This window comes from Enterobacter sp. BNK-22 (genome assembly GCF_048684805.1).
Lineage (GTDB): Bacteria > Pseudomonadota > Gammaproteobacteria > Enterobacterales > Enterobacteriaceae > Enterobacter > Enterobacter quasiroggenkampii.
Genome location: NZ_JBLQTT010000001.1, coordinates 4311767 through 4324200 on the forward strand (window position 1 = coordinate 4311767; position 12434 = coordinate 4324200).

General features: G+C 58.4%; 10 protein-coding genes. 6 read left to right on the forward strand and 4 right to left on the reverse strand.

Going from position 1 to position 12434, the window contains the following annotated elements:
- Positions 1 to 135: 135 nt before the first annotated feature.
- Positions 136 to 1002, reverse strand: a complete 867-nt coding sequence (gene yghU, locus ACMGGE_RS20460) for a glutathione-dependent disulfide-bond oxidoreductase (RefSeq protein WP_008499796.1) — start codon at positions 1000 to 1002, stop codon at positions 136 to 138.
- A 245-nt stretch (positions 1003 to 1247) separates the two neighbouring features.
- Between yghU and ACMGGE_RS20465 the strand changes: the two genes are divergently transcribed.
- The 6 genes from ACMGGE_RS20465 to gss all read left to right on the forward strand — a co-directional run bounded on the left by ACMGGE_RS20465 (position 1248) and on the right by gss (position 8677).
- Complete coding sequence (locus ACMGGE_RS20465) at positions 1248 to 2837, forward strand: ABC transporter substrate-binding protein (RefSeq protein WP_420294098.1); 1590 nt, start codon at positions 1248 to 1250, stop codon at positions 2835 to 2837.
- A gap of 45 nt (positions 2838 to 2882) precedes the next feature.
- Positions 2883 to 3836 (forward strand): ABC transporter permease, encoded by a 954-nt coding sequence (locus ACMGGE_RS20470; RefSeq protein ID WP_083261485.1) that lies wholly within the window; start codon positions 2883 to 2885, stop codon positions 3834 to 3836.
- Between the two features lie 5 nt (positions 3837 to 3841).
- A complete protein-coding gene (locus tag ACMGGE_RS20475) occupies positions 3842 to 4687 on the forward strand; it encodes an ABC transporter permease (protein WP_021242100.1) in 846 nt (281 codons plus the stop codon).
- Positions 4680 to 5657 (forward strand): ABC transporter ATP-binding protein, encoded by a 978-nt coding sequence (locus ACMGGE_RS20480; RefSeq protein WP_031275156.1) that lies wholly within the window; start codon positions 4680 to 4682, stop codon positions 5655 to 5657. Before ACMGGE_RS20475 ends, ACMGGE_RS20480 begins: the two co-directional genes overlap by 8 nt.
- Positions 5654 to 6631, forward strand: a complete 978-nt coding sequence (locus ACMGGE_RS20485; RefSeq protein ID WP_420294099.1) for an ABC transporter ATP-binding protein — start codon at positions 5654 to 5656, stop codon at positions 6629 to 6631. The genes ACMGGE_RS20480 and ACMGGE_RS20485 overlap by 4 nt, the downstream gene beginning before the upstream one ends.
- A 183-nt stretch (positions 6632 to 6814) precedes the next feature.
- Complete coding sequence (gene gss / locus ACMGGE_RS20490) at positions 6815 to 8677, forward strand: bifunctional glutathionylspermidine amidase/synthase (protein WP_420294100.1); 1863 nt, start codon at positions 6815 to 6817, stop codon at positions 8675 to 8677.
- A gap of 52 nt (positions 8678 to 8729) precedes the next feature.
- Here the strand turns inward: gss and pgaD are convergent, their stop codons facing one another.
- From pgaD to pgaB, 3 genes are read right to left on the reverse strand one after another with little or no spacing between them, the layout of a single operon-like run.
- Positions 8730 to 9161, reverse strand: a complete 432-nt coding sequence (pgaD, locus tag ACMGGE_RS20495) for a poly-beta-1,6-N-acetyl-D-glucosamine biosynthesis protein PgaD (protein ID WP_048224871.1) — start codon at positions 9159 to 9161, stop codon at positions 8730 to 8732.
- Positions 9161 to 10489, reverse strand: a complete 1329-nt coding sequence (gene pgaC / locus ACMGGE_RS20500) for a poly-beta-1,6-N-acetyl-D-glucosamine synthase (RefSeq protein WP_223539558.1) — start codon at positions 10487 to 10489, stop codon at positions 9161 to 9163. The genes pgaD and pgaC overlap by 1 nt, the downstream gene beginning before the upstream one ends.
- Positions 10482 to 12431, reverse strand: coding sequence for a poly-beta-1,6-N-acetyl-D-glucosamine N-deacetylase PgaB (pgaB, locus tag ACMGGE_RS20505; protein ID WP_420294101.1), 1950 nt, complete (start codon positions 12429 to 12431; stop codon positions 10482 to 10484). The genes pgaC and pgaB overlap by 8 nt, the downstream gene beginning before the upstream one ends.
- Positions 12432 to 12434 lie beyond the last annotated feature (3 nt).

Consider the following 12434-nt stretch of genomic DNA (forward strand, 5'->3'; position numbering starts at 1 on the left):
CGGTTGATACGTCACTTCTCACTCTGAGGTGAGAAAAACGCACAGATAGTGCCAGCAATACCGGCTCAACCTTTAGGCCAATCATGCCCTGAGCAAGGATCTCTGTTGCCGGGCGGGGATCCGCCCGGCTAGTCGTCACGCCTGACGCTTATCTTCCGTATTCGTCTCGAAGTCGCTCGCCGCGTGGCGTTCGTGGAGCTGCTCGTTCAGCTCGCCGCTGGTGCGGTTAACGATGCGTCCGCGCTTAACGGCATGGCGATTCGCCACGTCTTTCGCCCAGCGCTGCACGTTGGTGTACTTCTCTGCATCCAGGAACTCGGCGGCGTTGTACACGCTGCCCAGCGCCACGCAGCCGAACCATGGCCAGATGGCGATATCCGCGATGGTGTACTCCTCACCCGCCACGTAGCGACCGCGCGCCAGCTGTTTATCCAGCACGTCGAACAGGCGTTTGGCTTCCATGGTGAAGCGGTCAATCGCGTACTCAATTTTCACCGGCGCATAGTTGTAGAAGTGGCCAAAACCGCCGCCGAGGAACGGCGCCGCGCCCTGCAGCCAGAACAGCCAGTTCAGCGTCTCGGTGCGTCCCGCGGGATCTTTCGGCAGGAAGTGGCCGAATTTCTCTGCCAGGTAGAGCAGGATATTGCCGGATTCAAATACGCGCGTTGGTGGGTTCGTGGAGTGGTCACGCAGTGCCGGGATTTTCGAGTTCGGGTTCACCTCAACGAAGCCGCTGGAGAACTGATCGCCCTCGCCGATGCGGATCAACCACGCGTCGTACTCCGCGCCCGTCACGCCCAGCGCCAGCAGCTCTTCGAGCATGATCGTCACTTTCTGGCCGTTCGGTGTGCCGAGCGAGTAAAGCTGCAGCGGGTGCGAACCGACAGGAAGATCTTTCTCATGGGTCGCGCCGGAAATGGGGCGGTTGATGTTGGCGAACGCGCCGCCGTTGTTCTTTTTCCATTCCCACACTTTGGGGGGCTGATAGGTGTTGTCTGACATGTTGGCCTGCCTTTTTTGTGATGTGTTGAGGCAGTGTAGCAGGAGATTTGTGAACCGTTTAACGTTGTGAGCGCAAGCAATTAACCGCTATTCCTTCTGCTGCTTATATATATCAAATCCGGCATAAGCTTAATCGAAAATCGCATTTTCATAACTAATGCGTTAATGGAAAAAGCTGCATATGATGCTTCAACATAAATAAAAGATGCAGTCATAAACACTTTATAAGGCAAGGAGTTAGTGAGATGCGCAAGCTTCTGTTATCGGCAGTGGTCGTTTCGATCGCGTTAGGCCTGGCGGGCTGTGATGATGCGAAAAATAAAGAGACCAATACGCCCCCTGCGGCAAAAAGCGACGCGCCAAAAGCGGGCGGTTCGCTGATTATCGGTATTACCTCCGGCGATCCGTTAGCCGTGAATCCGCTCTATGCCAGCGACCGTACCACGTTAACCATCATGCAGGCGCTCTATGCCCCGCTCTATAGCTTCAACAACGGTAAGATTGAGTGGGGCCTGGCGGAAAGCCTGACGCCCTCCGCCGACAACCTGAGCTACAACCTGACGTTAAAACCCAACCTGAAATGGCAGGACGGACAGCCGCTGACGGCGGACGACGTGGTCTTTACGTTCAATAAGCTGCTGGATGCCAAACAGCACAGCTTCTTCCGCAGCATGTTCACCTACGGCGATAAGCCGGTACAGGTAAGCAAGGTTGACGACCGCACCGTTAAGTTTACCTTACCGCAGGTCAGCGCGGCCTTTACCGGCACGCTGGTACAGATCTACCCGATCCCGCAGCACGTGTTCGCCAGCGAAGGCGACCTGGAAAAGAGCAGCAAAAACGATGCACCGGTCGGCTCCGGGCCGTTCAAATTTAAAGAGTACCGCGCCGGACAATATTACGCCCTGACCCGTTTTGACGATTACTGGAACGGCAAAGCGAAGCTTGATTCGGTCACCTACCGTTTCGCCAAAGACAGTAACGCCGCCAACCTGGCGCTGCAAAACGGGGAAATCAACCTCAAGATGGTTGACCCGCAGGATGTGAACCGCCTGAAAAATACCGGTAAGTTTGACTTCGTGGTCTATCCGGAAGGCCGCCTGGCCTATATGACGTTCAACCAGAACGTGCCGGTGATGAAGAGCAAAGAACTCCGTCAGGCCATTGCTTACGCCATCAACAAAGACGAGCTGACCCAGACCGCCTTTACCTCGCTGGACTACGCCAAACCGGCGACCTCGTTCCTGACGCCCGATACGCTTTACAAAACGGATGACGTTGAACAGTACACATTCGATCTGCAAAAGGCCAAAGAGCAGCTTAAAGCATCCGGCGCGCCGGACAACCTCAAGCTGCGCCTGGCGTATGTGAACACCAACAAAACCCAGGAGAGCATGGCGCTCTATATTCAGCAGGCGCTAAAGGGCATTGGGGTGAGCGTGGAGCTGATGCCGCTGGATTCCAACGCCATGTCCCAGCGCAGCCTCGATATGAACAACACCGCGTGGGAGCTGAACCTGGGCGGCTACATCATGGGCTCCGAGCCGGACGGCTACAAATCGCTGTTCATGAGCAACGAAGCCTATAACTACGCGCATTACAAAAATCCGCAGTTTGATGCCCTGTGGGATAAAGGCGCCGTGGAAACTGACGCCGCGAAACGGGCTGATATCTACAAGCAAATTCAGCAAACGGTGGCGAACGACATGACGTACTACCCGATCGCCTATACCAATGCGACCGTCGCGGTGGACAAGCGTTTTGGCGGTACCGAGGAAGCGGAGCCGAAACCGGTCTATCTGTTCCAGGATCTGTCAAAAATCTATCAGAAATAAGCGATTGCCCCGACCGTCGGGTCGGGGCCTTGGTAAGGGCATGTCGTGAACACACTTCTCACGCGTCGGCTGCTGCAGCTGCTGCCGATGCTGTTCTTTATTTCACTGGTGGCGTTTTTGCTGGTCAAACTCGCGCCCGGCGATCCGGTGGCGGCGTACATTACGCCGCGTATGGCTCCGGAAGATATCGAACGTATCCGCCAGAGCCTGGGGCTGGATAAGCCCCTGGTCACGCAGTACGTCCTGTGGCTGAAAAACGTCCTGCAGGGCGATCTCGGCTATTCGCTGATCTACCACCGCCCGGTGCTGGAGATGATCGGCGAACGCATTCCGGCCACGCTGGGGCTGATGGGCGCGTCGCTGCTGCTGGCGATCGTGCTGGCCATCCCGCTCGGCCTGCTGGCGGGGGCATTTAAGCACCGCTGGCTGGATCACGTGCTTAATCTGTTTGCCTATATCGGCATCTCGGTGCCGATTTTCTGGTTCGGCATCTTGCTCATTACGGTCTTTGCCGTGCAGCTTAACTGGTTCCCCAGCATGGGGATGCGCACCATCGGCATGGAAGATCATGCGCTGGACGTGCTGCGTCACGGCGTGCTGCCGTGTATTGCCCTCACGTTCTACAACCTCTCAAGCTATGTGCGCTACATCCGCTCCAACACCATCTCGCAACTCTCGGCCGACTACGTGCAGACCCAGCTGGCTTACGGCGCCACGCGTTCCAGCATTCTGTTCCGCCACGTGCTGAAAAACGTGCTGCTGCCGGTGATCACCCTGTTCGGCCTGTCGTTTGGTGAGCTGATTGTGGGGGCCTATGTGACGGAAAGCGTCTTCTCGTGGCCGGGGATGGGGCTGCTTGGGATCCAGTCGATCGCCTCGCTGGACTATCCGCTGATCATGGCGATCATCATGCTCTCGTCGATGATGCTGATCGTCGGTAACCTGATCGCCGATCTGCTTTATCGCTTCGCCGATCCCCGCATTCGTACGCTGAGGTAACCCGGATGAGCAGACGCTGGCAGCAGGTTCGTCACCAGCTGCGCCGCAATCGTCCGGCGCAGTTCTCCCTGTTTGTGCTTTTTATTTTCGTTGTCGCCGCGCTCTGTGCGGGGCTAAGTCCGTACGATCCGGATCGGATGGCGCTCGGCGCACGCACGCTACCGCCGGATGCCGCACACTGGTTCGGCACCGACGAGTATGGACGCGACTACTTTACCCGCGCGCTGTATGGCGGCCAGATCTCCCTGATGGTCGGTTTTCTCGCCATGCTCTTTTCCACGCTTATCGGTACGGTGGTGGGAACGGTAAGCGGCTATTTTGGCGGCTGGCTGGATAACCTTATGATGCGCGCCGTGGATATCCTGATGGCCATTCCGGCCTTCTTCCTGCTGCTGGTGGTTAATGCGTACCTCAAGCCGGGCGTGGATAACATCATTCTGATCATCAGCCTGCTGACGTGGATGAACATGTCGCGGCTGGTGCGCGCAGAAACCTTATCGGTGAAAGAGCGCGAGTATGTGCTTTATGCCCGCGCGTCGGGTGAAAACCCGCTGCGCATTATCGTGCGCCACATTATTCCCGGCGTGCTGCCGACCATTATCGTCGCCGCCACGCTCAATATCGCCTCGGCCATTCTGATGGAGTCGACGCTCAGCTTCCTTGGGCTTGGCGTGCAGGCGCCGGCGGCGTCGTGGGGAAGCATGCTCAACAACGCTCAGTCGTATATTGGCGAAGCGTCGTGGCTGGCGATGTTCCCCGGCATTCTGATCCTGCTGACGGTGTTCAGCTTTAACGTGCTGGGCGATGTGTTCCGTACCGCCTTTGAGCCAGGAGCGAATCGCGATGAGTAACCTGTTAGCGCTTGAGAACCTGCAAACCACCTTCCGCACCCGCGAGGGCGAGGTTCACGCGGTGCGCGGCGTGAGCTTTCAGGTGCAGCCGGGCGAACTTGTCGGCATTGTTGGCGAGTCGGGCTGCGGGAAAAGCGTTACCTGTAAGTCGATCATTCAGCTTCTGGGGAACAACGGACGGATAACCGGCGGCAGCATTCGCTTCCAGAATGACGATCTGGCGCAGAAAACCCCTGCGCAGATGCGCGCTATTCGCGGCAACGAGATCGCGATGATTTTCCAGGATCCGATGACCGCCCTGAACCCGGTGCTGACCATCGGCAAACAGATGGCGGAGATCCTGATGCGCAATAAAGGGCTGACCAAAAAAGCGGCCAAAGCGGCGGCGATCGCCATGCTGGAACAGGTGGGGATTGCCGAGGCGGAACGCCGATACGACCAGTATCCCCACGAGTTTAGCGGCGGGATGCGCCAGCGGGTGATGATCGCCATTGCGCTCTCCTGCAACCCGAAGCTGCTTATTGCCGATGAGCCGACCACCGCGCTGGACGTCACCATTCAGGCGCAGATCCTGCGTCTGCTGAAAAGCCTGCAACAGCAGACCCAAACCGCGATTCTGCTGATCACCCACGATCTCGGCGTGGTGGCGCAGGTCTGCAGCCGCGTGGTGGTGATGTACGGCGGGCTGGTAATGGAAGAGGGGAGCGTGGAAGACATTTTTTATCGCCCTGCGCATCCTTACACCCAGGGGCTGCTGGCCTCGCTGCCGCGCCCGGATGAGGTTAATCAACGTTTATCGCCCATTGAAGGCGCGCCGCCTGGCCTGCTTAACCCGCCGCCGGGCTGCCCTTTCGCCGAACGCTGCCCGAAACGCATGCCCCAGTGTGAACGGCAGCCCGCTTTTTACGCCATGGGAGAGGGCCATCGCGCCGCCTGCTGGCTATGGGCCGATAAGGAGATTCAGGCATGAGTGAACAACAGGTGCCATTAGTGAGCGTGCGCGATCTGCGCAAACACTATCCGCTTAACGGCGGTTTGCTGCGTAAAGGCACGGACGTGAAGGCGGTTGATGGCGTGAGCTTTGATATCCAGCCCGGCGAGACGTTTGGCCTGGTGGGCGAGTCCGGCTGCGGGAAATCCACCCTCGGGCGCGCCATCCTGCGCCTTTTCGATATCACCGCGGGCGAAATCCACTTTGCCGGACAGGCGATTGCCCACGCCCGCGAAAAAGAGCTCAAGCCGCTGCGTAAGCGGATGCAGGCGATTTTCCAGGACCCTTACTCCTCGCTTAACCCCGGCATGACGGTACGACAGCTGGTGGCCGAGCCGATGCAGATCCACGGCTACAGCCGTGAAGAACAGCGCGAACGGACGGAAACGCTGCTCTACAAAGTCGGGCTGAAGCAGGAGCACCTTGAGCGGTTCCCGCATGAGTTCAGCGGCGGGCAGCGCCAGCGCATCAGTATTGCCCGCGCGTTGTCCGTACGCCCTGAATTTGTGCTGTGCGATGAGCCGCTCTCGGCGCTGGACGTCTCGGTGCAGGCGCAGGTGGTGAATATTCTGCAGGATCTGCAGCAGGAGCTGGGGCTGACCTATCTGTTCATCGCCCACGATCTCTCGATGGTGCGTCATATCTCCAGCCGCATTGGGGTGATGTACCTCGGTAAGCTGGTGGAGGTGGCTCCGGCGAATGAGCTGTATCAGCGTCCGGCGCACCCTTATACCCGCGCGCTGCTGGCGGCGGTTCCCCAGCCCGACCCGCGCATTCGCAACCTCGAAGACGCAACCCTGCGCGGCGAAATGCCCGGCCCTACGTCCGCGCTGCCGGGCTGTAAGTTCTGCAGCCGCTGCCCGCATAGCATGCCGGTTTGCCAGACACAGGAGCCAGCGATGCAGGAGATCGCGCCAGGACATTTTGCGGCATGCTGGTTGTTTAAGATGTGAGCCTTAAACGTGTCGGGTGGCGCTTCGCTTACCCGACCTACAGGGTTTTGTGTTTTGTCGGCCGGGTAAGGCGAATTATTTACCACGCAGGTGTATGATAAACGCTCCTCTGTCAGGTTAATTACAACGTGCAGACGACGACAACCTATAAAAATTGCCGCCTGCCTGTTTTAGGTTGGATACATGCGTAAAGGAACGTTAAGCAGTGATGCGCCATTCGGGACATTGTTAGGCTATGCGCCCGGTGGCGTGGCGATTTACTCTTCAAATTACAGCAGTCTGGACCCGCGAAACTATCCGGAAGACGCGGATTTTCGCAGCTACATCGGCAACGAATACATGGGCCACAAGTGGCAGTGCGTTGAGTTTGCCCGCCGTTTCCTGTTCCTCAACTATGGCTTTGTGTTTACCGACGTCGGTATGGCGTGGGAAATTTTCTCTCTGCGCTTTTTACGTCAGGTGGTGAACGATAACATTCTGCCCCTTCAGGCTTTTGCCAACGGCTCAAAACGTGCGCCGTGCGCCGGAGCGCTGCTGATCTGGCAAAAGGGCGGCGAGTTTCATGAGACCGGCCACGTGGCGGTGATCACCCAGCTTCTGGACGATAAGGTGCGTATCGCCGAGCAGAACGTCATTCACTCCCCGCTGCCGCTCGGGCAGCAGTGGACGCGCGAATTGCGCCTGAGCGTGGAAAACGGGTGTTATACAATCCACGACACCTTCAACGACACGGAAATTCTCGGCTGGATGATCCAGACCGAGGATACGGAACACAGCATTCCCCAGCCGGAAATCGACGGCGAACTGCTGAAAATCAGCGGCGCGCGGCTGAAAAACAAACGTCAGTTCGACGGCAAGTGGCTCAACGAAAATGACGCGCTGCAGCAGGCGTATGTTCGCGCCAACGGTCACGTGATCAACAAAGATCCCTGTCAGTACTTCACCATTACCGAAAGCGCGGAACAGGAGCTGATCAAAGCCACCAACGAGCTGCACCTGATGTACCTGCACGCCACGGATAAGGTGCTGAAAGACGACAGCCTGCTGGCGCTTTTCGACATCCCGAAAATCCTCTGGCCGCGCCTGCGCCTCTCCTGGCAGTGGCGTCGTCACCATATGATCACCGGTCGTATGGATTTCTGCATGGATGAGCGCGGCATCAAGGTCTACGAGTACAACGCCGACTCCGCCTCCTGCCATACCGAGGGCGGGCTTATCCTTGAGGAGTGGGTGAAAAATGGCTATCGCGGCAACGGGCATAACCCGGCAGAAGGCCTGCTGGAAGAACTGACCGGCGCCTGGAAGCACAGCCACGCCCGGCCATTCGTTCACATCATGCAGGACAACGATGTCGAAGAGGACTATCACGCGCTCTTTATCCAGCGTTCGCTGATGCAGGCCGGGTTCGAGACCAAAATCCTCCACGGGCTGGGGGCGCTCAGCTGGGATGCCGCCGGACAGCTGATTGACGACGAAGGTCGCCACGTCAACTGCGTGTGGAAAACCTGGGCGTGGGAGACGGCGATTGAGCAGATCCGTGAGGTCAGCGAAACCGAATACGCCGCCGTGCCGATCCGGACCGGGCATCCTGAAGGCGAAGTGCGCCTGATTGACGTCCTGCTGCGCCCGGAGGTGCTGGTCTTTGAACCGCTGTGGACCGTCATTCCCGGCAACAAGGCGATTCTCCCGGTACTGTGGCAGCTGTTCCCGAACCACCGTTACCTGCTCGACACCGATTTTGAGGTCAACGATCTGCTGAAGCAGACCGGATACGCCGTCAAGCCGATTGCCGGACGCTGCGGCAGCAATATCGACCTGATCAGCGCCCAGGACGAACTGCTGGATAAATCCAGCGGCAAGTTTGTCGACCGTAAAAACATCTACCAGCAGCTCTGGTGCCTGCCAAACGTCGACGGTAAGTACATTCAGGTCTGTACCTTTACCGTGGGCGGGAACTACGGTGGGACCTGCCTGCGCGGCGATGACTCGCTGGTGGTGAAGAAAGAGAGCGATATTGAGCCGCTGATCGTGGTTAAAGATAAGTAGCTCTTACCTGCAATAAAAACGCCCCCGCAGGGTATCCTGCGGGGGCGTTTCGTTACTGTTCTTCCTCTTCCTGCCCGTTGATCTTCAGATCGATGATGCGGCCAATCTGGTCATGATAGACCGTCAGCAGGTTGTACTGGCTCATCTCGGAGATGATCTGCGGTGAAACATTAAAGCTGCGGGCCAGCTCCTCCTGATGAAAATAGCCCGGCTGACGCCGCCTCACGTGGGCCCGACGGCGATTGTACTGATACCACAAAATCAGCAGCCAGCCGTTGAGCGCAGCAAACAGCAGGTAGAGCAACACCGTATTAAAAGACGCAATAATGACGCCCCAGTGGTAGTCGCTCTCCTCGGTGAGCTGCATCCAGAGCCGGGCATACAGGAAAAACAGAAAGCCTCCCCACGCCACCAGCGTTAACGCGGCATCGAAAAGACGTGGCAGCAGCCGATGTTCGGTCAGAATTAAGGTATTTTCGTTCATTAAATGCGTCCTTTTCCCCGGTCCGGACTGATCCAGCGCGCGCGGGCACGCTGGCGTTTAAGCATGACTTTTGGAAATGCGACAAGGGTGGTAAACAGGCCGATCATCCAGTACACCATCGGAAACCAGATCACCCAGAAAAGCGAGCTGGCCACCTTCCGTTCATAGCGCCGCTCGATGTACAAACTGACGAGGAACTGCAGGAGGCACATCACGCCCAGCAGTAGCCCGGTAAACTCTGGTGGAAAAAGGCTCTCCACGGTCAGCCTGGCAGGAACAGGAGCGATATGGCTGAGAATAAATAACAGCACCGTCATCGCGTAGGCGAAGGCCCACAGTGTTGACAGGGCATACTCAAGAAACAGGGGCCACATGCGGTGATGCTCCCAGCGCACAATCCTGCGAAGGTTGACCAGAAACACCTCCGCGCCGCCCTGGGCCCAGCGCAGACGCTGTTTCCACAGGCCCTTGAGCGTCTCCGGCATCAGGATCCAGCACAGCGCCCGTGGCTCGAAAAAGATATCCCAGTGGCGCAGCTGCAGCTTCCAGCTGATGTCGATGTCTTCGGTGATCATGTCCGGGCTCCAGTACCCGACGTCCGCCAGCGCCTGTCGGCGAAAGGCGGCGATGACGCCCGAGACGGTAAAGACCCGGCCATAGATCCGCTGTGTCCGCTTGATGAGCCCAATAATGGATGAGAACTCGCCCACCTGGATGCGGCCAATCAGCGTGGAGCGCGTGCGGATACGCGGATTCCCGGTGACCGCCCCGACGTGGGGATACTGAATCAGCGGGGCCACCAGATACGCTGCCGTATCGCGGTCGAGCAGGGCGTCGCCGTCAATGCAGACCAGCAGATCGCCCCGGGCCGCCGCTGCACCGGCTTTGAGCGCCAGCGCTTTCCCCTGGTTTTCCGCGAGATTAATTACCCGCAGGCGCGGATGTTCCTGCGCCAGCGCCTGCAGCACCTGCGCGGTGTTGTCAGACGAGCCGTCGTTGATGGCGATAACTTCGATATTTTCATACCGCTGATCCAGCGCGGCGCTGATGGTCTCCCGGGCATTTCGTCCCTCGTTGAAGCAGGGGATAAGAATGGAGATGAGCGGCTCACCGGCGAGCGTCGGGGCGGGCGTCTCTTTATCCCACGACCAGTGGCGTTCAAGCTGAAACCAGAAATAGAGCCCGCCGGTTATCCAGAGCACGGACATGAACAGCGGCCAGAAGAACACAAAGTCCAGAATCAGCTCGCCGGTAAAGAGGGCGGCCACGCCTAACGGCAACCCGAATACCAGACATAAAATGGAAAAGGCGATAATGCGATCAGTCATTGTCAGGGTACCAGTACGAAGAAAATACAGGCCTGATGCGTGAGATATCAGGTTGGTTGTTGATGAAATCATCGGGGTAGTAACCGTAGTTTTTGACGCCGTTCAGCTGGAGTACGCGCATCCACTGTGCCAGCTGGCTGTCGGAAACGGCGCGCTGCGGTTTCCGATCCCAGTCCCTGGCCTGCAGTTCAAAAATGGTTTTATCGAGCGCGCCGGGACGCGTGGCGACCGCTTTCACCAGACGCGCCAGCCAGGCATCACTTTCGTCTGCCGGGACGGACTCCATCAGCGGCATGGCCATCGGCACCGTCCAGTCATACTCCGCCAGAAAATCGTCAAGATTCTGCGCGAACCACGCTTCGCTTTCGGGCTGCAGAATGGGTAAGGCGAACATATTGCGGGCGGTTTTTATCTGCGGGCCGCGGATGTGCTTCACCGCCAGGCTCAGGGCGTGGGTAAACCCAATCAGCAGCTGGCTTTTCTGACGCGTGGTGTTCTGAGCGGCGTCCTGCCCGCCATCGTTCACGTCGGTCAGCACCGCATCGTCATGGAACAAGATCCCGTTGAAGCTGGCGTAGCGGGCCAGATCTTCATAGATGTCCGTCACCTGCTGGCGCACCTGCGGGTTCCACGGAGAAAGCCGGATATAGGGCTCGGTGGCATCGCTTAACCGGCCGGTCTGACGATCCCGACGCTGCACGCGCGGCAGGGCAGGATCGAGATCGAACGAGAGCACCGGCATCCACGCGAAGACTTTCACGCCCGCGCGGGTTTGCAGCTGCCAGGAGACAAAATTAAAGAGATCGGCCCGGACCGGCAGCTGGCGGTTGGGAAAATAGAGCGCCTTGATCCTGCCGTCGCCCTGCGGGTCGGCAAACGCCTGCAGGAAAACATGGCTGATTTTCATGTCGTAGACCCGCTGGATCAGCCTGTTGATATTTTGGGTCTGCTGGGCCGGATCGGGATCGTAAACGTAGTCGAGATCGACGTGCATGACGCGCACGGGTTCGCGCTCCTGAACCTGGCTGACCGTACTGGCAAACGCCTTGAGCGAGGGATTGCCGGCGATCAGCAGACGAGGGATATTGCCCAGCTCCTGAACGTTCCCCAGCCCGTCCTCAAGGGTAAAGGCCAACTGGTAACCCTGCTGTCTGGCGATGGCGAGCGACGTGCCGTTGGCGGCACCATAGGGCCAGACCCAGGCGCGCGGCGCCTTGCCCGTTACCTGCGTGATTTTGTCAGTCACTTTGCGAACGTCATCGCCGATCCGCTGGTTGAACTGCCGATCGGTTTCATAGCGGCCCGTCGCTTTATCATAAAAGCGGTTGGCGATGGCCGGTTCGCGGCTGCCCTGCGGGTTAGCCGGGATGCCGTAATGCGAGGCCCAGGTGTGCGATCCGATTTCAATCAGCGGAGACCGGCTGAGCTCGCGCACCATGTCCCACGTCGCGAAGCGATCGCGGGGCGTCATCAGGCCGCCGAAGTTAACTTTTTGATTTTTCGGCGTATCCACCCAACTGCCCACCGGCGCCCACAGCGCAGGAACGTTCCACGCCTGAAGCAGCGGCCAGACGCGGGTGTAAAAGCTGCTGTAGCCGTCGTCAAAGCTGAGCAGAACGGCTTTGGGCGGCAGCGTTTTTTTCCCGTCATGGGCATCGAGAATGTCCTGCACGCTGATGACGTGATAACCGTTGTGCAGCAGCCAGCTTATCTGCTCGTTTAGCGCGCTGGTGCGCACGGAGAGGTAGCGCTGATCGGCGGCATCGTCTTCGACGTCGTGGTAGGCCAGTACCAGAAACTGGTTCTGCGGCCAGGGTTTGCTCGCCTCAAGCTGCGGCCGATCTTTGGGCGCAATAAACGAAAATGCCTGCGCGCAGACGCTCGCGCTGAGGCAGAGCCAGCCGATGAGTATCAGGCTCGCGGAAAAACGTGTGTTCATCATCAT